The sequence below is a fragment of the Mycobacterium sp. NGS68 genome (assembly GCF_059812195.1).
In genome coordinates, this window is the sequence record NZ_JCALCE010000012.1 from 61872 (window position 1) to 85856 (window position 23985).

General features: G+C 69.4%; 19 protein-coding genes. 9 read left to right on the forward strand and 10 right to left on the reverse strand.

The annotated features are described in order from the left end of the window. Nucleotides 1-12: 12 nt before the first annotated feature. Genes AC5Y5V_RS15220 through AC5Y5V_RS15230 form a run of 3 tightly spaced genes read left to right on the forward strand, consistent with a single transcriptional unit; the run spans nucleotide 13 to nucleotide 3646 of the window. Nucleotides 13-1239, forward strand: a complete 1227-nt coding sequence (locus AC5Y5V_RS15220) for a winged helix-turn-helix domain-containing protein (protein ID WP_499936593.1) — start codon at nucleotides 13-15, stop codon at nucleotides 1237-1239. Further along, nucleotides 1236-2591, forward strand: a complete 1356-nt coding sequence (locus tag AC5Y5V_RS15225) for a type I restriction-modification system subunit M (RefSeq protein WP_499936596.1) — start codon at nucleotides 1236-1238, stop codon at nucleotides 2589-2591. The genes AC5Y5V_RS15220 and AC5Y5V_RS15225 overlap by 4 nt, the downstream gene beginning before the upstream one ends. Next, nucleotides 2588-3646 (forward strand): restriction endonuclease subunit S, encoded by a 1059-nt coding sequence (locus AC5Y5V_RS15230; protein WP_499936600.1) that lies wholly within the window; start codon nucleotides 2588-2590, stop codon nucleotides 3644-3646. The genes AC5Y5V_RS15225 and AC5Y5V_RS15230 overlap by 4 nt, the downstream gene beginning before the upstream one ends. Here the strand turns inward: AC5Y5V_RS15230 and AC5Y5V_RS15235 are convergent. Genes AC5Y5V_RS15235 through AC5Y5V_RS15250 form a run of 4 tightly spaced genes read right to left on the reverse strand, consistent with a single transcriptional unit; the run spans nucleotide 3631 to nucleotide 11007 of the window. Further along, nucleotides 3631-5709, reverse strand: a complete 2079-nt coding sequence (locus AC5Y5V_RS15235) for an FAD-dependent oxidoreductase (protein WP_499936603.1) — start codon at nucleotides 5707-5709, stop codon at nucleotides 3631-3633. The genes AC5Y5V_RS15230 and AC5Y5V_RS15235 overlap by 16 nt on opposite strands. After that, on the reverse strand, nucleotides 5706-8900 hold the full coding sequence (locus AC5Y5V_RS15240; RefSeq protein WP_499936606.1) for an ATP-binding protein: 3195 nt from the start codon (nucleotides 8898-8900) through the stop codon (nucleotides 5706-5708). Before AC5Y5V_RS15240 ends, AC5Y5V_RS15235 begins: the two co-directional genes overlap by 4 nt. Further along, nucleotides 8897-9427 carry a hypothetical protein gene (locus AC5Y5V_RS15245; RefSeq protein ID WP_499936609.1) on the reverse strand — a complete coding sequence of 177 codons (531 nt, stop codon included), beginning with the start codon at nucleotides 9425-9427 and terminating at the stop codon, nucleotides 8897-8899. The genes AC5Y5V_RS15240 and AC5Y5V_RS15245 overlap by 4 nt, the downstream gene beginning before the upstream one ends. Next, a complete protein-coding gene (locus AC5Y5V_RS15250; RefSeq protein ID WP_499936614.1) occupies nucleotides 9424-11007 on the reverse strand; it encodes a hypothetical protein in 1584 nt (527 codons plus the stop codon). Before AC5Y5V_RS15250 ends, AC5Y5V_RS15245 begins: the two co-directional genes overlap by 4 nt. A 175-nt stretch (nucleotides 11008-11182) precedes the next feature. On the opposite strand from AC5Y5V_RS15250, the gene AC5Y5V_RS15255 reads away from it, so the two are divergent. Together AC5Y5V_RS15255 and AC5Y5V_RS15260 are read left to right on the forward strand one after the other, a co-directional pair. Continuing rightward, the gene (locus AC5Y5V_RS15255; protein ID WP_499936618.1) at nucleotides 11183-11881 is read left to right on the forward strand and encodes a hypothetical protein; all 699 of its coding nucleotides are present in this window, start codon (nucleotides 11183-11185) and stop codon (nucleotides 11879-11881) included. After that, entirely contained in the window at nucleotides 11878-12930 is a 1053-nt protein-coding gene (locus AC5Y5V_RS15260; RefSeq protein ID WP_499936620.1) for a polyprenyl synthetase family protein, read from the forward strand. Before AC5Y5V_RS15255 ends, AC5Y5V_RS15260 begins: the two co-directional genes overlap by 4 nt. Here AC5Y5V_RS15260 and AC5Y5V_RS15265 read toward each other — a convergent pair. Beyond that, nucleotides 12906-14507: an FAD-dependent monooxygenase gene (locus tag AC5Y5V_RS15265; protein WP_499936624.1), complete on the reverse strand. Its 1602-nt coding sequence runs from the start codon at nucleotides 14505-14507 to the stop codon at nucleotides 12906-12908. The genes AC5Y5V_RS15260 and AC5Y5V_RS15265 overlap by 25 nt on opposite strands. An 86-nt stretch (nucleotides 14508-14593) precedes the next feature. Next, nucleotides 14594-15241, reverse strand: coding sequence for a TetR/AcrR family transcriptional regulator (locus AC5Y5V_RS15270; protein ID WP_499936626.1), 648 nt, complete (start codon nucleotides 15239-15241; stop codon nucleotides 14594-14596). A 69-nt stretch (nucleotides 15242-15310) separates the two neighbouring features. Between AC5Y5V_RS15270 and thyX the strand changes: the two genes are divergently transcribed. The 3 genes from thyX to AC5Y5V_RS15285 are packed head-to-tail and all read left to right on the forward strand — an operon-like array spanning nucleotide 15311 to nucleotide 18708. Next, nucleotides 15311-16072 carry an FAD-dependent thymidylate synthase gene (gene thyX, locus AC5Y5V_RS15275; RefSeq protein WP_499936628.1) on the forward strand — a complete coding sequence of 254 codons (762 nt, stop codon included), beginning with the start codon at nucleotides 15311-15313 and terminating at the stop codon, nucleotides 16070-16072. 37 nt (nucleotides 16073-16109) lie between these two features. Next, a complete protein-coding gene (dapA, locus tag AC5Y5V_RS15280) occupies nucleotides 16110-17012 on the forward strand; it encodes a 4-hydroxy-tetrahydrodipicolinate synthase (protein ID WP_499936630.1) in 903 nt (300 codons plus the stop codon). Between the two features lie 19 nt (nucleotides 17013-17031). Further along, a complete protein-coding gene (locus tag AC5Y5V_RS15285; protein ID WP_499936632.1) occupies nucleotides 17032-18708 on the forward strand; it encodes a ribonuclease J in 1677 nt (558 codons plus the stop codon). Nucleotides 18709-18723: 15 nt separating this feature from the next. Here AC5Y5V_RS15285 and AC5Y5V_RS15290 read toward each other — a convergent pair whose 3' ends face one another. The 3 genes from AC5Y5V_RS15290 to AC5Y5V_RS15300 are packed head-to-tail and all read right to left on the reverse strand — an operon-like array spanning nucleotide 18724 to nucleotide 20735. Further along, entirely contained in the window at nucleotides 18724-19596 is an 873-nt protein-coding gene (locus AC5Y5V_RS15290) for an SAM-dependent methyltransferase (RefSeq protein ID WP_499936634.1), read from the reverse strand. A 6-nt stretch (nucleotides 19597-19602) separates the two neighbouring features. After that, a complete protein-coding gene (locus AC5Y5V_RS15295) occupies nucleotides 19603-20421 on the reverse strand; it encodes a mycofactocin-coupled SDR family oxidoreductase (RefSeq protein WP_499936637.1) in 819 nt (272 codons plus the stop codon). After that, a complete protein-coding gene (locus tag AC5Y5V_RS15300) occupies nucleotides 20421-20735 on the reverse strand; it encodes a putative quinol monooxygenase (protein ID WP_499936641.1) in 315 nt (104 codons plus the stop codon). The genes AC5Y5V_RS15295 and AC5Y5V_RS15300 overlap by 1 nt, the downstream gene beginning before the upstream one ends. Nucleotides 20736-20880: 145 nt before the next feature. Between AC5Y5V_RS15300 and AC5Y5V_RS15305 the strand changes: the two genes are divergently transcribed. Next, a complete protein-coding gene (locus AC5Y5V_RS15305; protein WP_499936643.1) occupies nucleotides 20881-23409 on the forward strand; it encodes an FtsK/SpoIIIE family DNA translocase in 2529 nt (842 codons plus the stop codon). Here the strand turns inward: AC5Y5V_RS15305 and AC5Y5V_RS15310 are convergent. After that, entirely contained in the window at nucleotides 23406-23942 is a 537-nt protein-coding gene (locus tag AC5Y5V_RS15310; protein ID WP_499936645.1) for an amino-acid N-acetyltransferase, read from the reverse strand. The genes AC5Y5V_RS15305 and AC5Y5V_RS15310 overlap by 4 nt on opposite strands. Nucleotides 23943-23985: the final 43 nt, after the last annotated feature.

The following is a 23985-nucleotide window of genomic DNA, read 5'->3' on the forward strand; positions in this document are numbered from 1 at the left end:
TATTGTCGGCGCGTGTCCCCTCGGGCCTCTCGGCTGACCGCCACTCAAGCTCGACGGATAGCCGTTGCCGCCCAAGGGTTTAGCGAGCCCCGGCCGAGGGGCCCGGTCACCCGGTCGCACCTGAGGCGGCTGATCTCGCGAATTCAGGTGCTGCAACTGGATTCGGTGTCGGTGGCGGTGCGCGCCCACTACGCGCCGGTGTTCAGCCGGCTCGGACCCTATGACCGCGACGTGCTGGACCGCGCCGCGTGGGGCCCGCGTTCGGCGCGGCTGCTTGCCGAGTACTGGGCGCACGAGGCCGCGCTGATGGCCGTCGACGACTGGCCGCTGCTGCGCTGGCGGATGCGCGAGTACCGGCACGGCCGGTGGGGCACGCATATCGTCAAGGCCAACCCGAAGCTTGCCGACGAGATCGTCGCCGCCGTCACCGAACTCGGCCCGAGCACCGCCGGACAGATCGAGGCGTACCTGGAGGCCGAACCGCGCGGGGCCAAAGGTCCCTGGTGGGGGCGCAGCGACACCAAGTGGGTGGCCGAGGCGCTGTTCGCGTCGGGGCGGTTGACGACGGCCACCCGGGTCGGCTTCGCGCGGCACTATGACCTGGTGGAGCGCGTGCTGCCGGCCGACGTGCTGGCCCGCCACGTCGACGACGACGAGGCCGTCCGCGAGCTCATCCTGCGCGCCGCCACCTCGCTGGGCGTGGCCACCGAGGCCGACATCCGCGACTACTTCCGGCTGTCCGCCAAGCAGGTGAAGCCCGCGCTAGCGGAGCTGCTGGCCACCGGGGAGATCGAGCGGGTCGACGTCGACGGCTGGCCGGCGCCCGGGTATCTGCGGGCCCGTACCGTGCCGCGTCAGGACCGCGGCACCGCGCTGCTGTGCCCGTTCGACCCGCTGATCTTCTTCCGGCCGCGCGTGGAGCGGCTGTTCGATTTCGAATACCGCATCGAGATCTACACCCCGGCCGCCAAGCGCCGCTACGGCTACTACGTGTGGCCGTTTCTGCTCGACGGCCGGCTGGTCGCGCGCGTGGACCTCAAGGCTGACCGCGCCGCCGACGCGCTGCGGGTGGTGGGCGCGTTCGCCGAACCCGACGCGCCGCGCCCGCGGGTCGCCGCGGCGCTGGCCGGTGAGCTGGCGTCGATGGCGTCGTGGCTCGGATTGGCCGGGGTCGGCGTGTCCAACCGGGGCGATCTGGCCGCCGAACTGCGCGCGGCCGTGCGGCGGGCGGGCAGATGACGTTCAAGGACACGCTGTGGAAAGCGGCGGACAAGCTGCGCGGCTCCGTTCCCGCCAGCCGGTATAAGGACGTCATCCTCGGGCTGGTGTTCCTCGAGCACGTGTCCGAGGCGGAGTGGAAGTTCCTGGCGGAAAACGCGAAATCTCCGCAGATCGGTCGGCTGACCGACGAGGCCATGACGGCGGTTATGGTCGCCACCCCGGCGCTGACCGGCATGCTGCCGCAGCTGTACGCAAACGTCGATTCCCGCCGCCTCGGCGAACTGATCGAACTGCTCGACAAGACACGAAGCAGCCCGCCAGGTGCGCGGGATCTCCTCGGCGAGGTCTACGAGTACTTCCTCGGAAACTTTGCCCGCTCCGAAGGACGCCGGGGCGGCGAGTTCTTCACCCCGCCCAGCGTCGTGCGGCTTCTCGTCGAGGTGCTCGAGCCGTCGGGCGGGCGCGTGTACGACCCGTGCTGCGGGTCGGGCGGGATGTTCGTGCAGACCGAGCGATTCATCGCCCGCCGCGACGGAACACCGGGCGACGTCACCATCTTCGGACAGGAGAGCGTCGAGGAGAACTGGCGGATGGCGAAGATGAACCTCGCCGTCCACGGCATCGACAACACGCGGGTGGCCCGTGGCGACACCTTCGCCGAGGATCGGCATCCCGGCGTGCAGATGGATTTCGTGATGGCCAATCCGCCTTTCAACATCAAGGATTGGGCCCGCGACCCGCGGGACCCGCGCTGGCACTTCGGCGTTCCGCCGGCCGGCAACGCGAATTACGGCTGGATCCAGCACATTCTGTCGAAGCTGGCGCCGGGCGGCAAGGCCGGTGTGGTGATGGCCAACGGCTCGATGTCGTCGAACACGCTCGGAGAAGCCGACATTCGTGCCGGAATCGTCGACGCCGACTTGGTGTCCTGCCTGGTGGCCCTGCCCGGCCAGTTGTTCCGCAGCACCGGAATTCCGGTGTGCGTCTGGTTTTTCGCGATGGACAAGGCGGTGCGCGCGGGTGAGGTGCTGTTCATCGACGCGCGGCGCCTCGGGTATCTGGTGGACCGCGCGGAGCGGGCGCTGACCGATGACGAGGTCGCCCGGATCGGCCGTATGTATCACGCGTGGTACCTGAAATCAGGTGATTACCAGGATGTTCCGGGCTTTTGCAGGTCGGCGACGCTCGACGAGATTCGGGCCGCGGGCTATGCGCTCACCCCGGGCCGGTACGTGGGGACGCCCGCGGCCGAGGTGGACGGGGAGCCCGTCCCCGAGAAGATCGCCCGGCTGAAAACGGAACTGCTGGCGGCCCTCGACGAATCCGCGCGCTGGGACGACGTGGTGCGCGAGCGGATGCGGCGCACATGACAACGCTGGGGGATCACCTCGACTTCAGCACCGGGGCTGCCCCGCCGCCCCGGCAGCCGGCCGGGCGGTTTCCCGTCTACGGGTCCAACGGCCCGATCGGCTATGCGGCGCAGTGCAACGCCGCCGGACCGCTGATCGTGCTGGGTCGCGTCGGGTCGTACTGCGGCAGCCTGCGCTATACCGATTCCGACGCGTGGGTCACCGACAACGCGCTGGTCTGCCGCGCGAAAGACCCAGCGGAGACCCGGTTCTGGTATTACGCCCTGCAGACGTGCGGACTCAACGAGCAGCGCAGCGGCTCCGGGCAGCCACTGCTCACCAAGAAGATTCTGCGCGACATCACGATTCGGCCCGTGCCCGCGGCCCGGCGCCGCGGAATCGCCGAACTGCTCGGCGCCCTGGACGACAAGATCGCCGCCAACCGGCGGGTGGTCGCCGCGGCCGAGGCCCTGATGGTGGCCACCGCCGAGTCCGTCGTCGAGCGCGTGCCGCTGTCGGATCTGGCGATCCGGTCGACCGCATTCCTCGAGCCGCGGGATTTCGACGACACCGTGGCGCTCTTCAGCTTTCCGGCGTTCGATCGCGGCGCCACCCCCGAGTTGGTCGCCGGCCGGTCGGTGAGGAGTGGCAAGTATCTGCTGTCGGCCCCCTCTGTGCTGTTCGCGAAGCTCAATCCCGCGACGCCGCGCATCTGGAATGTGGTGTCGGTGCCGCCGGAAATGGCGGTGGCGAGTCCGGAGTTCGTCGTGCTGACGCCCGTCGGCGTCGATACGTCGGCGCTTTGGGCCGCGGCGCGGCAGCCCGCCGTCTCGGCGGCGCTGCAGCAGCGGGTGGCCGGGACGTCCGGCAGCCGCCAGCGGGTTCGCCCGGCGGACCTGCTGGAGGTCCGGGTGCCCGACGTGCGGCGGCTGGCCGACGAAGCGGCGCAGTCGATCACGGATCTGGGCGCCCTGTGTCATGCGCGCCGCGCCGAGTCCCTGCGGCTCGCCGCCTTCCGCGATGGCATGCTGCCGCCGCTCATCTCGGGCGAGGTCGAGATTCAGGGCATCCAGTAGCCGCGGATGCGGTAATACCGGTGCCGGCCCAGCACCGCGTTGGCCGCCTCCAGGCCCGAGAGGACGGCGGCCTCAATGCATCCCGCGTTCATGCCGGAGTCGGTCCAGTCGCCGGCCAGCACCAGGTTGTCGTAGCCGCTTTCGTCGGGCCGCAGCCGGTAGCGTTCGGTACCGGGCACCGACTGCACATAGCGGTCCGACGGGTCGACGTTGGCACTGACGTGCTGGGTGGCCAGGGCCGCGGCGCCGCGTTCGCCGTTGACGCCGCTGAGCAGGTGCCAATCGAAACCCCGCTCGCCGAATGCATTCGGGAAATAGATCTTGATGTTGCTGTCGATGTAGCGCGCGGCGTCCTCGCACACCCGCTGCTGGTGGCGGCGCGCATAGTCGGCGCCGACTTCGGTGGTGGGCCAGGGCGCGTTGAGGGTGCCGCAGAAATAGGCGACGGTGCCGGGCCGGTCGTGCTCCGGCCAGTCCTCGCTCCACAACGTCTGCGGCATCGACGCCCACGTCTCGAACGGGCGCAGATAGGCGCTGATCGTCACCGCCGGCTGTTTCCAGCCCAGCGCCGGTTCGTCCGGGCCGAGCCAGATCTGGAACGCCTGGGTGGCGACGGTGCGCAGCCGCGACGTCATCTCCCGCCACTCGACGCGGTCCTCGATCAGCTCGCCGGCGACCACCGGCAGCATGCCCACCGAAACCGCAAGCACCACATGGTCGAAGTCGACTCCGCGGCGCAGCAGCCGGGTCTCGGCGTCGGAGTGGTCCGACCAGTGGGTCTCCAGCGATCGCCAACCCCCGCGGGGGATGTCGTCGGGCGCCGCCAGTTGGGCGGTCAGCGGCGTGTCCGGGAACACCGGCAGCCCGCGCACCCTGGTCAACGGGTCGTAGTGGTCCACGCCGTCGGCGAGGCAAACCTGCCGGCCCATCGTGATCGCCTCGATCGCCTGGTGCCGATCGTCGAGGTGCAGCCCGTCGAGGCGGTGGAAGAACTCGAACTGAACGCCGCGCTGCCGCAACGCCTGATACAGCGGCGCGATCACGATGTCGCCCATGCCGGCGGTCATCTTCCAGAAGATCGCGCCCTTGTATTCGAACATCGCCAGCGCCGTCAGGTAGATCGCCTGTCCCGCACCGAATGACGGCCGCGCGGGATCGGCGTCCTCGTAGGCGAAGACCAGGTCGTACAGGCCGCGGACCAGCGCGAAATCCAGCACGTCGGGGTGCGCGCCGTGGCGCAGTAGCCACGCGTTGTAGTCCTCGTCGTTGATCGCCCGGAAGCCGCGGGGATCGGTGACCAGGTTGTCGGCGAGGATCCCGCGGATAACCGCGACCATCATCGACAGCAGCAGCCAGGACCGCTTGTGGTCGGGCCGGTGCTCGTAGTCGAGCGCGTCGCGCACCGCATCCACCGCGGCGTCGACCACCCGGGTCAACGTCGGGGTAATTGCGCCCGGCTCGGCCAGCGCGAGCAGCGCGGCGCCCGCCGCGGCGGCGACCGCGTCGATCCATCCCGCGGCGCCCGGCGGGTCGGGCACGGTGGACATGGTGAGCCCGACGGGCGTTGCGCCGCACTGAGATTCGGCGAAGTCTCGCACCAGGGTCACCGCGCGGCGGGTGAACTCGATGACCGTCATCGCCCGTCCGGTGGCGTCCGGCTCGCCGGGCACCCCGTCGTTGCGGGTGAACGTGCCCAGCCACATCAGCCAGTCGCTGCCGAATCGGTCGGCCAGCCCGAGGTTGTCCCCGGGAATCATCGCCTGGTCCCAGGTCTTGATCGGTGCGGTGGGATCCGTTGTTGTCCGGTCGATTTCGGCGTAACACTCGCGGAGCAGCCCGAAGGCGTTCTCGTAGTAGCCCAGCCAGATGTGCAGGCCGTGTTCCTCGATGCGGCCGTGAACGCCCCGGCTGGAGGCGCCCTTTCCGCCCAGGCGCCAGCCCCGCTGGTAGACCGTGATGGACTCGAAGCGGTCCCGCCAGCCGGGCTCGCTCAGCCGCCACGCGGCGCTCAGCCCGGCCATGCCGCCGCCCAGGATGGCGACCTTGCCGCCCGGCCGGCTCACCCGAGCAAGGCCCGCGTTCGATCGAGCTCCGGCCAACCGCTATCGGCCGGAAAGCGGCCGATCACATCCACCAAGGCACTCCGCGCGGAATCGCCGCGTAGCTCGAAATCATCGACCGCGGCCCGCAATTCGAAGATCAACGCCTCCTGCTGCCGGGCCAGGTCGACGGCGGCGCGCAGGTCCGCGGCCTTGGCGGCAGCGTCGTCGGCGGTCTGGGCGCGCAGCCGCAGCAGCTCCGCGCGGTAGAAGTTGACGCCGGTCTCGTCTCCCAATTGCAGTGCGATGTCCAGGCGTTCGCGGGCGTCGCCGGGCCGGCCGGCGGCGATCAGCAGCCGGGCCAGGACCGCGTCGTAGAACGTCACGAAGAGCTTGGCTTCCGCCTGCCGCCAGCTGTCGACGAACATTTGCATCGTGTCGATGTGGGGCCCCAGCGCATTCGGGTCACCGGACGGACCGGCCAGGGCGGACAGCGCGGCGACGGACGCCCGCTGGGTGGCGGCGATCAGCAGCCAGAAATCGAAGCCGTGTCGTTTCGCCTGGCGGTTGAGTTCCCTGACGGTGTCGGCGGCGCGGTCGAGCTGACCGGCCTCGATGCGCATCCACGTTTCGTAGCACTGCATGTACGCATGACTGAACGGCCCCTGCGGGAAGCTGAGTTCGGCCACCCGGGACATGGTTTCGCCAAGTTGTTGCTCGGCCCCGGCGAGCTCGCCCTGCGCGAAGCGCGCCAGCGCGACGTGGGTGTGCATCGACGCGATCGGCTCATTAGGGATGAACCACAACGCCTCGAAATCGGTGAATTGCTCGGGTGACAGCTCCGCGGCGGCCAGTTCGAGCAGCCTGCGTGCGTCACCGAAATCACCTCCGTACCAAGCGATCATGCCGAATGCGGCGTCGTTCAACCGGCGTAACCCGCGGACGGGCGCGGAAGCGCGGCGGTCCAGGGACTCCAACACCCGCCCCGAGCGGCGCAGGTCCCCGCGCGGCAGGTAGTACGCCCACAGCGCGGTCAGCGTCGAGAACAGCTCGGTTTCACGCAGATCCGTGCCCGCGAGGTGCAGGCAGCGCTCGAAGTCCTTTGCGGCTTGCGGGCTCGCGGTTCCTTCGGTTGCCGACGCGAGGAATCCCCGGCTCAGGCGCAGCCGGATCTCGCGTCGGTCGCGCGCCGGCCCGGCCGGCAGCTGGTCGATCTGGGCGAGGGCGCGGGTGAAGCAGGCGCGGGCCTCCTCGAGTGCGCCGCGGCGGCGCGCGTCCTGAGCGGCCTGCTGGTGGGCGTCCGCCGCACCGTCGAATTGCTCGGCCTGCTCATAGTGCAGCGCGACCAGGTGCCAGTCGGGATCCGAGGCGTCCACGAGCGCGCCGGCCACCCGGCTGTGCAGCGTCCGCCGCACGCTGGGCGGGGGCAGCTCGTAGGCGACCTCGCGGAGCAGCTCGTGGCGGAAGCGCCAGCTGTCAGCTCCCGTCGGCTCGAAGACGCGCACGGCTTCGAGCTGGCGAATGGCGTCACCGAGGTCGGACTCACCCATGTCGAGGACGCTGCGCAGCATGTCCTGGTCGAAGTTCCGGCCGATGGTGGCCGCGGCCTCCACCACCTGAATCGTGTTTTCACTTGCCCGAAGCCGCGCGAACAACGGCTCGTAGAGCGCGTCGGGGACGCGAGCCCAGCGCGCTTCGTCAGTCGGCTGGTCCCTGGTCTTGGTGACAACCTCCTCGAGGTAGAGCGGCACCCCGTCGCAGCGACGCGCCACCTCGGCCCGCTGGTTGGCCGACAGCGTGGGGGCCAGGGCGGTGATCAGTTCCTCCGCTTGTCGGGACGTCAGCGGCGCGAGCTCGAGAACGTCCAGTCCGGCGCCGTTGCGCAGCGCAATCCCATCGCGAGCGGTAATAACGACGAGCAGGCGCCCGCTATCCGTGCCGAGAAGGGCGGCGACGACGTCCAGCGTCGAGGCGTCGAACCACTGCAGGTCCTCGGCCAACACCACTGCCGGCCCGCTGCCCACGCAGGTCAGCAGATAACTTACGACGGCATCATTGATCTGCTGGTAGAGCCGGGTGCCTTCGGCGCGCACCGGTTCATAGCCGTCGGCGATGCCCAGCACCGGTGCCAGCAGTGGGACCGCGGTCTGCGGCTCGAGTCCGCGGGCCCGCACCTCGTCCTGCAGCAGCCGCAACCGGTCGGCCGGTTCGGTGGTTCGTTCGAAGCCGCAGCGCTGCTCCAGCAGGGCCCGAATCGGATAGAGGCCCGCGTCGGTGTGAAACGGCGAGCCGATCAGCGCCAGCACCGGGTTGCCGGACTCTTCGGCTAAGTCGGCTGCCGCCGTGGCCAATCGGCTCTTGCCGATGCCGGCCTCGCCGACGAAGCCGACGCCCGGCGTGGTCAGGGTGCCGCTTTCGGCCAGGGCCCAACTTCTGCGCAGGTGCTCGACCTCGCGATCGCGGCCGATCAGCGGGCCGAGCGGGGTCCGCTTCGGGCTGACCCGTTCGCCGAGGACTTCGTAGTGGTCGACGGGTGTGTCGACGCCCTTGACCGGCTGGGGCGGCCGCATGTCGAGGTCGAAGTAGTCGCGCACCAACGGCGCGATCGCGCCGGAGACGACCACCGAACCCGGCGGTGCCAGTCCGGAAACCCGGGAGGCGAGGTTGGCGCCCAGCCCATACACGTCGTCCTGCGCGACGTCGAGATAGACCAGGCCGCGGTGCACCCCGACGCGCACCGAGATGTCGAAGCCGAATCGGGATCGGACCCGTTCACTGAGCATGGCCACGTCACGGGTGATGTCCAGGCCCGCCTGCACCGCTCGCCGCACGTCGTTCTCGTGCGCCCTGGGGTGGCCGAACACGGCGAGCAGCCCGTCGCCCTTGGTGGAGAACACGTGGCCCTCGTAGCGGTCCACGATGGCGTTGACCCGCTGGCGGTAGCGGCCGATGACCGTGCGGTAGATCTCCGGCTCTATCCGGGTGGACAGCGCCGTGGAATCGACGATGTCAGCGAAAAGGATTGTCATGCGCCGCAATTCGCCACTACCCGCCGCCGGTGCGGCCAGCAGGTCCTCGGCGTCCTGGTTGGCGCCGTCCACGGCCAGCACCCGCTCGGCAAGCGCACTGGCGGTCGTGCGGTCACCGCGGTTGATTGCCTCGATGGCGCGGTCAAGCAGCTCGTCGATGGTCGGCGGACGGCTTGGAGTGCTCACAGGTCGACGATGACGTCCATCTCGACGGAAGCGGCGGCGGGGGAGGGGCCGGTCTGCTTGGCGTCCAGCCGAACGCGGCCGCGATACGTGCCGCTGCACAGGTCGGGCCAGCTGGTGCCGAGCCGGAATCGGCGGCCGTACACCGGCAGGAACGCCGGAACGAACACGACCAACTTGTCCGGGATCCGGCAGGACGGCGTGCCGTCCAGGACGAAGGAGCTGGCGACCGAAATCGTTCGCTCACACTGGTTGTCGGGCTCGACCGTGATGAAGTCGGAGAGGTCGATGTCTTCGTATGACGGCAGGCACGGGGTGGGCACGTCGAGGGCCGCCTTGAGGAACAGGTTGACCAGCTGCTGCGTCGACTTGGCCCATTGCTCGAAGCTGAAGCTGCCCTTGCTGATCTGCTCGTTGGCCTGCAGCACGATCGCGCCCGTCTGTTGGACGAGGCCGCGCGTCGAATCGGCGCACTGGGTGATGTACGTCGTGGGGTTGGGCGTCATGGGATTGGGCGTGGGAGAGCTCATGGGTGGCCGCCTTGGTCTGAGTTGCGCAGTCGATGCAGGTAGCGCCAGGGATCGGTCGCAAGCCGCGCCGCCACGTCCGCGCTGAAGTTGATCGACTCGGCGATCGGCACCGTGCCCGATGCCCATTTGGCGGCGATGACTTCGCTCTTCTTGGACATGTCGGTGATGTAGTCGTTGAGCATGTCGACCGCCAGCGCCACCGCGCGCCGACTGGGGTCGTCGGGCGCCGAATCCACGGGCGGCGGCTCCTGGGGCGGCGACTCCCCGGGAGACGGATCCTCGGGCGGCGGATCCTTCTGCGCGCCCTTCGCTTTCGCCGCCGGCGGCTTCGACGGCTTCCAGTCCTCCCAGTCGGATTTGCCGTGCGGGCCCTTGCCGCCGGGAGGGCGCTTCGCGACGCCGCCGAGCAACATCTGCACGCCCTGGTCGCCGTAACCCATCACGCAGGCGAAGATCGACGCCGGAACGAAGGCTAAATACCGGAATCCGGCGATCTTCCTGGTGCGCACCCGCACGCCGCTCACGGCTGGATCGCCGGAGGTGGAGGTCATCCTGATGTAGCCCTCGTCGACCACCATTCGGCCGTCGCCCTTGGCGCTCGCCAGCGGTTTGTCGTCCAGCGCGTAGTCCAACCACGCCGACGGTTCGGGCAGAGTCTCGCCCGCGGTCGGCCCTTTCCAGTACTTCAACGGGGTCACCATTTGCGGGGTCCCGGCCATCACGCACGTCGTGCTGACGTGTTCCAACACCCGGCTCCACCCGTCGCCACGGACGGCGTGCTTGTCCATCCTGCAGAAGAACGGCAGACATCTGTGCCAGTTCAGCGGATCGACGACGCTCTTCAACTGGTCGAGCGACACGTCCTTGCTCGAGAACTCGGTGGTGAGCACGACGCAGAGGTGACCCCGCACCCACTTCGCCTTGACCTGACACAGGGGGACGACCGCCACGTCTCGGGTGACCAGACCCTGGTCCGCCGCTTCCAGCACCAGCGCCGACCAATCGTCGCGCCGGCGGAACCCGCGCTGCAGCAGTCTCAGTAGCTCGTCGGCCGGGGGGCCGCCGTGGTCCGGGGGCCCGTCGTCCCAGGCGCCGTCGTCGTCGGGGGCGCCATCGTCGTCGGCGACCCCGCCGTCGTCGGCGGAGAAGTCGCTCACTGACGCGGTCTGCATCTCCTGAAAAGGCGCCGCCAGCGCAAGAGTGGCGGCAAACCGGTCGTGCCACACCTCCGGCTGGTAGTAGCTCGGCAGGTGGCTGAGCGCCCCGATGGCATACGCCATGCGTGACAGCTGCACGCTGGTCAGCACCTCGGACGGATTCTCTTCCCCCCGCGTGCGGTGGCCTTGCAGCGACGTCAGCGCCTCATCCAGATCCGGGGGGTCCGACGGCATCAGGCCGGGCGCGAGGTAGGCCGGGTCTGCCAGGAAGCCGAGTAGCTGGGCGTACCAGTCTGCGTTTGCCCCGGTGCTGCCGGGAAGGAAGCGCTCGACGGTGGCTTCGACGTCCGGATCGCCGGAGTTGGTGACGGCCTGGTCGAGTGCGCCGTAAAGCGCCAGAAGAGATTCAGCGGTCGTCGCCATTGTGCCCTCTCCCTGATCGCCCAGGTAGCATACCGCCGCGACGATCGATCCATACGGCCCTCACGCTGAATGCACAGGAAAAGCGCTGATTTGCCAGCGCCATTCCGCGGACATTCCGCGATCTAGCATAGTTAACTACTCGCTAAATGCGGCGAAGTTTCCGTGGGAGGCAGCGGTGACAGATCGGGGCGTCGGCGGCGACGGCAGCATCGACGATCTGCCGTGGGCGTCGGTTTTCGATCCGGCCGCAAATGCCCGGGCGCTCAGCGCAATTCAGGCCGAGGGGTTTCGGGCGGCCAGCCGCATCGTCGATCGGTTCGCGCGGGCGGTGCAGCCGGACGCCTCCGACGGCCCCGCCGGCCCGGCTGCCAACGGCCATGCGGCAGTGGAAACTAACGGTGAAGTCAATAGCAATCGCAGTGTGCAAGAGTTCGAGCGGCTGACACGGGCGTGGTGGTCGACGTTCGGGCAATTTCTGCTCCGGTCGCTGCCGTCCACCGCGCCGCAGGGCAGCCCGGTCAGCGTCGACGTGCACGCCCCCGACCCGAAGGGCGGCGTGAATCTTGATGCCGCCGTAGGGGGATCGGCGAGCGCGGAGGTATGGCTGCACAACCGGGGAGCCGACGACCGCGCGGACGTCCGCCTGCAGTGCAGCGATCTGCTCAGCCACGAGGGCGACGTGATCGGCGCGGACGCGGTGCTGATCGACACTCCGGTCGTGCCGATGCCGCGGCGGTCCAGTCGCGGGGTGGTGGTCGGCGTCGACCTGGCGCCCGACGTGCGGCCCGGCGTGTACCGCGGCACTCTACTGGCGGGCGGTCACCCCGACCTGTGGTTGCCCGTGACGCTTACCGTGCGGCTGCCCGAGACATGACCAGCACCGCCGACCGCGACCGGGTGGTGACCGGGGTCGACGAGCGGCTGCGCGAGGTCGCCAAGCTGGTCCGTCGGGCGATGCTGGACGCCCTGCCCGACGGCGAGCCGAGCCAATGGCTCTACGCGCCGATGCGCGAATACCCGTCGCGGCCGGGCAAGGCGCTGCGGCCCGCGCTGTGCCTGTCCGCCGGCCGCGCGTTCGGCGCGGACTCGGACGAACTGCTGGGCCTGGCCGTCGCGATCGAGATGTTGCACAACGCCTTCCTGGTGCACGACGACATCGTCGACGGCAGCGAAATGCGCCGTGGCAGGCCGACTCTGGCGGCGTCGCACGGCATGGCCGCGGCCCTCAACGCCGGCGATGCGCTGGCGGTCGTGGCCGGGCAGGTGCTGCGTCGGGCGACCCGACGGCTGGACCGCGACCTCGCCGAGCTGGTGTGGGCCGAGTTCGACACGATGGCCATGCGCACCCTCGAAGGGCAGGCGGTGGAGGTCGGCTGGCAGCTCGACAATGTCGAGGACCTCGGGCCCGAGGACTACCTGCACCTGATCATGCACAAGACCTGCTGGTACACCACGATTCACCCGCTGCGGGTCGGTGCGATGGTGGGTTCGCGCGGCACCGCGGAGCTAGGTCCGTTGGTGCGGTTCGGGTTTCACTTCGGCGCGGCGTTTCAGATCCGTGACGATCTGCTGAATCTTGTGGGTGACGAACGGGTTTACGGCAAGGAAATCCTGGGCGACCTCTACGAGGGCAAGCGGACGCTGCCGCTGATCCACCTGCATTCCGTCGCGCAGGGCTCGGACCGCGAGCTGGTGGGGGACTACCTGCGCCGCGGGCGGGCGGAACGCTCCGCCGAGTTGGTCCACCGGGTGCGCGCGCTGATGGACCGCTACGGCAGCATCGACTTCGCCACCGAATACGCCGAGGGAATTCTGTTGGTCGCCGAGGAGTATTTCGAACACGCCTTCGCCGGCGCCCGGCCCGGACCCGACCTTGACTTCCTGCGGGCGCTGGTGCCCTACGTGTGGGCGCGCTGGCGCTGAGTGGTGCCGGTGATCGCCTGCAGGACTCCGCCGAGTTCGCGGGCGGGATCCTCAGGCAGGTGTTCGGCGCGCCATCCGACGAAGCCGTCCGGCCGCACCAGCAGGGCGCCGTCGGGTTCCAGGCCCGTCGCCGTCGGCCAGGAGACCGCATGAACCGTGACCGGCGGCCCGCCGCGTGACATCGAGAGTTGTTCCGCCGCTTGCGACCAGCCGCCGGTGGTGTCGCCGGTGAAGATGCTGAATCCGGGTCCGAGCAGGTCCAGTGTGGAAACACGTTCGCCGCGGCGGGGGAGCCACACGTGGGGCAGCCTCGTTCCGGGTTGTCCGCGCAACTCGTCGACCAGTGCAATGTCGTCGCACGGCACCGCGGGAGTGTCGGTGATTACGGCCGCGGAGCGGTACTGGTAGCCGGTGAGCAGCGAAAACATGGAGCACTCCTCCTCGGCGGGCAGCATGGCGGGCTGGTCCGTAGTCAGCAGCTTCAGCGTCGGTCCGGTGAGCGACTGTCGGGCGCTGAACCGCCCGACCGGGTGCCGTTCGGCGTGGTACGTGCCGAGCAGTCGCGGCTCGGCCCAGCCCTGCAGCACGGCGGCCAGTTTCCAGGCCAGGTTGTCGGCGCTTTGGATCGCGGCGTTGGCGCCGCCGGCCTTCAAGGGCGGCATGGCGTGTGCCGAGTCGCCGACGAGAAAGACCCGCCCGCAGTCAAACCGCTCAGCGACCCGCTCGTGCGGTTGCCACGGCGTAATGTCCAGAATCTCGACCGCGACGGATTTCCCGATCCCGCTGAGGATCAGCTCCCGGCACCGCTCGGGAGTGAACCCTGCGGCCGTCTCTCCCCGCTGCGGGAAATAGCTCGTGAGGAACATGCCGAGGTCGTCGTCGGCGGCCAGGAAGATTCCGTCGACGTCGGCGTTGCGCACCTGCACCGCGGCCCCGTCGCCCAATGTGGGGATCAGCGTGCGCCAGGGGGCGCGGAAGTACACGAAGACGAAATACATCGGCAGCTCACCGTGGCCGGTGGTGGCGATGCCGAGGTCGGTGCGGATGCGGCTGTGCACGCCGTCGGCGGCCACCAGGTAGTCGGCGTGAACCTCGTCGGTGGTCCCCGTGTCGAGGTCGCGCACGTGCGCCCGGACGCCGTCCCCGTCGTGGGTGAACGACGTCAATTCGACGCCGTAGCGGGCCTGGCTGCCTTGACTTCGCAGGTAGCGCAACAGGATTGGTTCGAGTCGGCTCTGCGGACAGTATTGGACCGGTGGTTCCGGGCTCAACTCGGACAGGCCGCCGAAGAGCCCTTCGATGTCCAGGGCCGGTTGTTCCTCGTCGCTGCTGACGGTGGGCTTCACCACCATGTCCGAGACGCCGTCGGCCACGGCGTGGACCTGGTCTGCCAGGCCCAGCCCGCGCAGGATCTCCAGGCTGCGAAAGCTCAGGTTGCGCGCCTTCGGGTAGCGGAAGATCTCCCGACGCTTCTCCACCACGAGCGACGTCACCCCGTACTTGGCCAGCAGCGCCGAGGTTGCGACGCCCGCGGCGCCCGCGCCGACGATCAGGACCGGCACTCGCAGCATTGCCATATCGACCCTCCTACGGTGAACGGAACCAATAAGTTCCGATTACCAAGGTTCCACGATGGCGGTCGGGGTGCAACATCTGAGGTGGGTTATGTGGGGCCGGCGGACGCCAGCGGCAGGACCACGTCGTCCAGCACGCGCCGCACGAAGAGGGCGTCGAGCGGCCGGCCCGTGATGATCCGCACGAGATTGAGGCCGACGATGGCGTCGGGGACGAGGGTGAGATCACGGTCGGCCGGGATCTCGCCGCGTCGCCGCGCCTGGTCCAGCACCGAACCCATGATGCGGCGTGGCGTGCTGAGCACGAGGTCGTCGATGGCCGCCGCCAGCACCCGGTCATGCATGGCCGCCGTGGCCACGCCGGCGATCACTTTCATCGTGTCGATGTCCGCTTCGCTGTAGCCCGGCACCGCCGCGACCAGCGCATCGAGGTCGCCGCGCAGCGAGCCGGTGTCGGGTGGTTGCACCGGCCCGTGCCGGCGCCGCCAGTGGGCGATCGCCTCGGCCACCACGACGGCCTTCGACGACCACCGCCGATAGATTGCGGCCTTGCCAACCCCGGCGCGCGAGGCGACGTCGTCCATGGTGAAGCGGTCGTAGCCCAGGTCCGCGACGACAGCGAGCGCGGCTTCCAGGATGGCGTCATCCAGCGACGCGTCCCAGCGTCCCGCGCGGCGTTTGGGCTGTCGGCGTCCCGGAGCCGCCTTCGGGCGGGCGCTGCTGCCATCGGAAGCCATCGCGGCGCATCCTCGCGTATAGGGGAACTAAGTAGTTCCGTGTCAGTGTAGCGGGATAGGGTGATCGCCGTGGCCGAGACCGCGCCGCTGCGCGTGCAACTGATCGCCAAGACCGAGTTCCTGGCGCCGCCCGACGTGCCGTGGACCACCGACGGCATCGACGAACTAGGCGGGTCGGCGCTGGTCGAGTTCGCCGGGCGGGCCTGCTATCAGAGCTGGTCCAAGCCGAATCCCCGGACCGCGACCAACGCCGACTACATCAAGCACATCATCGACGTCGGGCATTTCTCGGTGCTCGAGCACGCCAGCGTGTCGTTCTACATCACCGGCATCTCGCGCTCCTGCACGCACGAGCTGATCCGGCACCGGCATTTCTCCTATTCGCAGCTGTCACAGCGCTACGTCCCCGAGAAGGACTCGCGGGTGGTGGTGCCGCCGGGGCTCGAGGACGACCCCGAGCTGCGCGAGATCCTGACCGCCGCCGCCGACGCCAGCCGCGCCGCCTACACCGAGCTGCTGACCAGGCTGGAAGCCAAGTTCGCCGATCAGCCGAATGCGATATTGCGTCGCAAGCAGGCCCGTCAGGCCGCGCGTGCGGTGCTGCCCAACGCGACCGAAACCCGCATCGTCGTGACCGGCAACTACCGGGCCTGGCGGCATTTCATCGCCATGCGGGCCAGTGAGCACGCCGACGTGGAAATCCGCCGGCTGGCCATCGAGTGCCTGCGCCGGCTCGTCGACGTCGCGCCCGCGGTGTTCGCCGACTTCGAGGTGTCGACTCTGGCCGACGGCACCGAGGTCGCCACCAGCCCGCTCGCCACGGAAGCATGAGGTAAACCGCTTGGCGACGGCAGGTAATCTTGGCTCCGTGAGCACCGTCGGATTCGACGCCCCAGCGCGCCTGGGAACACTGCTGACCGCCATGGTGACGCCGTTGGGCGCCGACGGGTCCCTCGACGCCGTCGCCGCGGCGCGGCTGGCCAACCACCTGGTGGACCAGGGCTGCGACGGCCTGGTGCTCTCGGGCACCACCGGCGAGTCGCCCACCACCACCGACGACGAGAAGCGCGAGCTGCTGCGGGTGGTGCTGGAAGCGGTGGGGGACCGGGCGCGCATCATCGCCGGCGCGGGCACCTACGACACCGCGCACAGCATCAAGCTGGCCAAGGCCGCCGCGGCCGAGGGTGCGCACGGGCTGCTGGTGGTGACGCCGTACTACTCGCGGCCGCCGCAGCGCGGGCTGAAGGCGCATTTCACCGCCGTCGCCGACGCGACCGACCTGCCCGTCGTGCTCTACGACATCCCGCCGCGGTCGATCGTGCCGATCGAGCCCGACACCCTGCGCGCGCTGGCGGCGCATCCCAACATCGTCGGGGTGAAGGACGCCAAGGCCGACCTGCACAGCGGGGGGCAGATCATCGCCGAGACCGGGCTGGCCTACTACTCCGGTGACGACGCGCTGAACCTGCCCTGGCTGGCCATGGGCGCGGTCGGTTTCATCAGCGTGATCTCCCATCTGGCCGCGGGCCAGCTGCGAGAGCTGTTGTCCGCCTTCGCTTCCGGCGACATCGCCACCGCCCGCAAGATCAATGTGGCGCTGGCGCCGCTGTGCAACGCGATGAGCCGGCTGGGCGGCGTGACGCTGTCCAAGGCGGGCCTGCGGTTGCAGGGTTTCGACGCCGGCGATCCCCGGCTCCCGCAGGTGGCCGCGACCGCCGAGCAGATCGACGCCCTGGCCGCCGACATGCGCGCGGCCTCGGTGCTGCGGTGAGTCGACGGGTGCGCCGCGCGTGAACGAGGAACTCGCCCCCCCAGGCCCGCTGGCCTCGGGTGGGCTGCGGGTCACCGCGCTGGGCGGCATCAGCGAAATCGGCCGCAACATGACGGTTTTCGAGCACCTGGGTCGGCTGCTGATCATCGACTGCGGGGTGATGTTTCCCACCCACGACGAGCCGGGCGTCGACCTGATCCTGCCCGATCTGCGCCACATCGAGGACCGGCTGGAAGACATCGAGGCGCTGGTGTTGACCCACGCGCACGAGGACCACATCGGGGCCATCCCGTTCCTGCTGAAGCTGCGGCCCGACATCCCCGTCGTCGGCTCCAAGTTCACCCTGGCGCTGGTCGCCGCCAAGTGCCGCGAGCACCGCATCAAACCGGTGTTCGTCGAGGTCAAGGAGGGGCAGAGCAGCCGCCACGGCGTGTTCGAGTGTGAGTACTTCGCCGTCAACCACTCCATCCCGGACGCGCTGGCGATCGCCGTCTACACCGGCGCGGGAACGGTTCTGCACACCGGCGACATCAAGCTCGACCAACTGCCGCTGGACGGCCGCCCCACCGACCTGCCCGGCATGTCGCGGCTGGGCGACGCGGGTGTGGACCTGTTCCTGTGCGATTCGACGAATGCCGAGCACCCCGGCGTCGGCCCGTCGGAAAGCGAAATCGGGCCGACGCTGCACCGGCTGATCCGCGGGGCCGACGGCCGCGTCATCGTGGCGTGCTTCGCCTCCAACGTCGACCGGGTGCAGCAGATCATCGACGCCGCAGTGGCATTGGGCCGGCGGGTGTCGTTCGTCGGCCGGTCGATGGTGCGCAACATGGGCATCGCGCGGGAGCTGGGCTTCTTGCGGGTGGACGAATCCGACCTGATCGACATCGCCGCCGCCGAGCTGATGGCTCCCGAGCAGGTGGTGCTGGTCACCACCGGCACCCAGGGCGAGCCGATGGCGGCGTTGTCGCGGATGTCGCGCGGCGAACATCGCAGCATCACGCTGACCGCGGGCGACCTCATCATCCTGTCGTCGTCGCTGATCCCCGGCAACGAGGAGGCGGTGTTCGGCGTCATCGACTCGCTGTCCAAGATCGGGGCCCGAGTGGTCACCAACGCGCAAGCGCGGGTGCATGTTTCGGGCCACGCCTACGCTGGCGAGCTGTTGTTCCTGTACAACGGGGTGCGGCCGCGGCACGTCATGCCAGTGCACGGCACCTGGCGGATGTTGCGGGCCAACGCCAAGCTGGCGGCCAGCACCGGGGTGTCGCCGGAGGCGATTGTGTTGGCGGAGAACGGCGTCAGCGTGGACCTGGTGGCCGGCAAGGCGTCGATCGCCGGTGCGGTGCCGGTGGGCAATATGTTCGTCGACGGTCTGATCACCGGCGACGTCGGCGACATCACCCTGGGCGAGCGGCTCATCCTGTCGTCGGGTTTCGTCGCCGTGACCGTGGTGGTCACGCGGGGCACCGGCCGTCCCGCCGCGCCGCCGGTGCTGCACTCACGGGGCTTCTCCGAAGATCCCAAGGCGCTGGAACCCGCGGTGCGCAAGGTCGAGGCGGAGTTGGAACAGCTGGCCGCGGCCAACGTCACCGACCCGGTGCGGATCGCGCAGGGGGTGCGGCGCACCGTCGGCAAGTGGGTGGGCGAGACCTACCGCCGGCAGCCGATGATCGTTCCGACGGTCATCGAAGTGTGACGAGCGCCCGCGCGGCTAGGTTTTTTCCGCCAAGGCAGACCACTCGACCTCCGACGTCGCCAGCTTTCGGCCCGCGGGCCGGACGTAGCGTTGCTGAAGCTCCTCGGGCCCGGCCTGTTCCAGCAGCCGCCAACCGTATTCGGCGAGAAAGTCCGACACCTGCTCGGGCGCTAACCCGAAGTGCCACAACTTCCTGCGCTTGCGCACGGACCGGTACAGCATGCGGGTGCCGTATCGGTTCGTGCCGTCGATGAAGTCGCGCCGCACATAGCTGAACACCAGGCGGCTGCCCGGGGCCGTGGGCCGCAACCCTTCCAGCGTCGCCCGGACGGCGTCCTCGGTGAGGTATTGGGTCACGCCCTCCCAGATGAGGAAGACGCGGTAGTCGGTGTGGTAGCCGTGCTCGGCAAGGGCGGTGAGCAGGTCGTCGTGCTCGAAGTCCAACGCCACCAGCCGAACCGACAGCGGGAGGTCGCCCAGCACCCGTCGTACCGTCTTCGCTTTGCGGGCGATGTTGACGGGCAGGTCCACCTCGAAGACCGGCTTGCGAATCCGCCGCGTCAACCGGTAGGCGCGGGTATCGAGGCCGGCGCCCAGAATCACGACTGCATCGATGTCGTCGAGCGCCTCGGCGAGCTTGTCACCGATGAAGCGCTTGCGGCAGGCCAGATTCGCCCACAGCCCGCGACCGGTCCACTCCGAGGTGCGGATCAGCGCGCGCCGCACACCCGCCCACTGGGTGGTGGCGACGAGCAGTCGCATCGGTATCGGCAGAAACAGTTCCGCGAGGTCGTCCTCGACCAGCCGGTGGTCCGGCGGCTCGTTCTGTTCGACGGCGGTCAGCACCATCGGGCCGAAGGCGGTTCGGGCGGCGGGATTCTTGGACATCGCCGCCTACCGCTTGTTCACCGAGCCCGCATCGACCGGCAATGTGACGCCGGTGATGTAGCGGGCCTGGTCGGACACCAGCCACGCCACGGCGTTGGCGATGTCGTCGGCTTGCAGGATCTGGATCGGCAGCGCGTTGCTCATGCCGGGCGCCCGGCCGGTCTGGGTGACCATGTCGGCCAGCCACTGCCGGGTGAACTCGTTGTTGAGCATCGGCGTGTCGACCCCGGAGGGGTGCACCGAGTTGACCCGGATACTGTGCTGAGCAAGCAGATTGGCGTATAGCCGCATCAACCCGACCAGCCCGTGCTTGGCGGCGGTGTAGCCGATGGAGCCGGCGTCCGCGCTGCCGACGCCCGCCAGCCCCGCGGCGGAGCTGATCAGCACGATCGACCCTCCGGTGCCCTGCGCGATCATCGCGGGCACCGCGACGTCCACGGTGTGGTAGGCGCCGGTGAGGTTGACGGCGATGACGTCGTGCCACGCGTCGGCCGACGCCATGGGCGCGATTCCGGCGTTGGCGACAACGATGTCGAGCCGGCCGAACTCGTCGAGACCCGCCTGCAATGCGGCGGCCAGCGCCGCGCGGTCACGGACGTCGGCCTGTCTGGCCACGCAGCGGGCGCCGGTCTCCTCGACGAGCTTGGCGGTAGCCGCCAGGTCCTCCCGGGTGCCCAGCGGGTAGGGCACGCTGGCGATCTGGTCACACAGGTCGACGGCGATCACGTCGGCGCCGTCGGACGCCAGCCGGACCGCGTAGGCCCGGCCCTGGCCGCGCGCGGCCCCGGTGATGAAGGCCGTCTTGCCTTCCAGCGGCCGGGCCATCAGGCGCGGATTTGACCCTTGTCCGTGTCGCCGGCCGGAACGGGCTGCAGCAGCTTGATATCCGGCGCCCCGGCCAGGTGTTCGCCGGCGGCGCCGAACATCTTGGCGACCGCGGGCGCGCCGCTGTGGGTCTTCAGCGCCTCCTCGTCGGCCCACTGCTCGACGAAGACGAAGGTCTCGCCGGACTGGTGCAGCGAGTACAGCTGACAGCCGGGCTCGCCGTGCACCTCTTCGACCGCGGTGGTGAAGATGTCGCGGGCGGCGTCGACCGATTCGGGCTTGACGGTCAGGGTGGCGACGACAACGACGGGCATGCGGGGGCCTCCTGAAGCGGCGGGAGGTGACTTTTGTCACCGCTCGCCACCCTACCCAGCGGTCCCGACAGGCAGACGGGCGCAGGTGTCCGTTACGGGTGTGGCGGGTGGTGCATATGTGGCAAATGCGACTAGGCTGGCCCCCATGGCTAGCAAGACCGTCGCCCGCTCCGGAACCCGAACGAGCAGGTCAGGGGCCGCTTCGCGGGGTTCGGGCCGAAGCACGCGAGCTACGGCACCCCGCAAGCGCGCGACCAGCGCGAAGAAGCCGGCGAGACCGCCCGCGCGGCGACGGAATCGGTCCATGCTGGTGGCCACCGGGCTGACCTGCGGTCGGGCCGCGCGCGCGGCGTGGCTGATGGCGGCCAAGGGCACCGGCAGTGCCGCGCGCTCGATCGGCCGGGCCCGAGACATCGAACCTGGACATCGCCGGGACGGAATCGCGCTGGTGCTGCTGGGCCTGGCCGTCGTCGTCGCCGCGAGCTCGTGGTTCGACGCCGCGCGGCCGGTCGGCGCGTTTGTGGACATGGCGCTGCGGACGTTCGTCGGCGCGGCCGTCGTGCTGCTTCCCTTGGTCGCCGCAACCATCGGGATCGTACTGATGCGGACCGAGCCCAATCCCGACGCGCGGCCGCGGCTGATCCTCGGTTCCAGCCTGATCGCGCTGTCGGTGTTGGGCCTGTGCCACCTGTGGGCGGGTTCGCCGCAGGACCCGGCGTCGCGCCAGCGCGCGGCCGGCTTCATCGGATTCGCCATTGGCGGGCCGCTGTCGGACGGGCTGACGGCCTGGATCGCGGCGCCGCTGCTGTTCATCGGCGCACTGTTCGGGGTGCTGCTGCTGACCGGGACGACGATCCGCGAGGTGCCCGACGCGGTGCGCGCGATGTTCGGCACGCGGCTGTTCCAGCGCGACGACGAGGACGAGGGCGACGACGAGGGCTACGACGAGAACGAGGAAGACGTCGAGGACGGCCCCCGCGAGGACTTCTCCGACGGCTACTACGACGAATCCCTGGACGACGAGCCGAAGGCGTGGCCGTCGGCCAACATGCTGGACGTGGCGGGCGAGGACGACGCCCCGACGGTCCCCGAGCCCGTGCTCGAGGCCGAACCGGCGCCGGCTCCCGCCCGCCGACGCGCCAAGAAGCAGGCCGCCCGGGCGGCGGATGTCGCTGGGGGCCTCTACGCACTGCCGTCGCTGGACCTGCTGGTGGCCGGCGACCCGCCGAAGAAGCGCAGCGCCGCCAACACCCACATGGCCGGCGCCATCGGCGACGTGCTCACCCAGTTCAAAGTCGACGCCGCCGTTACCGGCTGCACCCGCGGGCCGACGGTCACCCGGTACGAGGTCTCGCTCGGGCCCGGCGTCAAGGTCGAGAAGATCACCGCGCTGCAGAAGAACATCGCCTACGCCGTGGCCACCGAGAGCGTGCGCATGCTGGCGCCGATCCCCGGCAAGTCCGCCGTCGGCATCGAGGTACCCAACACCGACCGGGAAATGGTCCGGCTGGCCGACGTGCTCACCGCGCCGTCGACCCGCCGCGACGACCATCCGCTGGTGATCGGGCTGGGCAAGGACATCGAGGGCGACTTCATCTCGGCCAACCTGGCCAAGATGCCGCATCTGCTGGTCGCCGGCTCCACGGGGTCGGGAAAGTCCAGTTTCGTGAACTCCATGCTGGTGTCGCTGCTGACCCGGGCCACCCCGGAGGAGGTCAGGATGATCCTGATCGACCCGAAGATGGTGGAACTCACGCCGTACGAAGGCATTCCGCACCTGATCACGCCGATCATCACGCAGCCCAAGAAGGCCGCCGCCGCGCTGGCGTGGCTCGTCGAGGAGATGGAGCAGCGCTACCAGGACATGCAGGCGTCGCGGGTGCGCCACATCGACGACTTCAACGCGAAGGTGCGGTCCGGCGCCATCACCACGCCGCTGGGCAGCCAGCGAGAATACCGGCCGTATCCGTATGTGCTGGCGATCGTCGACGAGCTGGCCGACCTGATGATGACCGCGCCGCGCGACGTCGAGGACGCCATCGTGCGGATCACCCAGAAGGCCCGCGCCGCCGGCATCCACCTGGTGCTGGCGACCCAGCGCCCGTCGGTCGACGTGGTGACCGGGCTGATCAAGACCAACGTGCCGTCGCGGCTGGCGTTCGCGACGTCGTCACTGACCGACAGCCGGGTGATCCTGGACCAGGCCGGGGCGGAAAAGCTGATCGGCATGGGCGACGGCCTGTTCCTGCCGATGGGGGCGAGCAAGCCGGTCCGGCTGCAGGGCGCCTTCATCAGCGACGAGGAGATCCAGGCCGTCGTCGCCGCCTGCAAGGACCAGGCCGAGCCCGAGTACACCGACGGCGTCACCACCGCCAAGCCCACCGGCGAGCGGGCCGACGTCGACCCGGACATCGGCGACGACATGGACGTGTTCCTGCAGGCCGTCGAGCTGGTGGTGTCCAGCCAGTTCGGTTCCACGTCGATGCTGCAGCGCAAGCTGCGGGTGGGCTTCGCCAAGGCGGGCCGGCTGATGGACCTGATGGAGACCCGCGGGATCGTCGGGCCGTCGGAGGGGTCCAAAGCCCGCGAGGTGTTGATCAAGCCCGACGAGCTGGCCGGGACGCTGGCGTTGATTCGCGGCGGCGCCAACGCCGACGGGGGCGACGCGGACTAAAGCACCAGCAGCATCCGGGAGTTGCCCAGGATGTTCGGTTTGACGTAGCTCAGATCCAGGAATTCGGCCACACCGAGGTCGTAGGAGCGGCACATCTCCTCGAACACCTCCGCGGTCACCGGCGTGCCCTCGATCTCGGTGAACCCGTGTCGGCCGAAGAACTCGGTCTCGAAGGTCAGCACGAACAGGCGCTGCAGTTCCAGCTCGCGGGCGACCTCCAGCAGCCGCTGCACGATGGCGTGGCCGATTCCATGGCCGGTCAGCGCGGGATCGACCGCCACCGTGCGGATTTCGCCGAGGTCGGACCACAACACGTGCAGCGCACCGCAACCGACCACTTTTCGTTGTTGGGGGTCCTCGGGATAGGGGTGTTCGGCCACCCAGAACTCCTGGACCGACTCGTACAGCGTCACGAGGTTTTTCTCCAGCAGGATCCTGCCCGCATAGGTGTCGACGAGCTGTTTGATCGCCGGGACGTCGGACGTTCGCGCACGCCGGACCAGCGGACTGTTGTCCCGTGGGCTTTCGGTCACGGCTAACAGTATCGACATCTCCGACGGGTCAGCAGGTCCGACC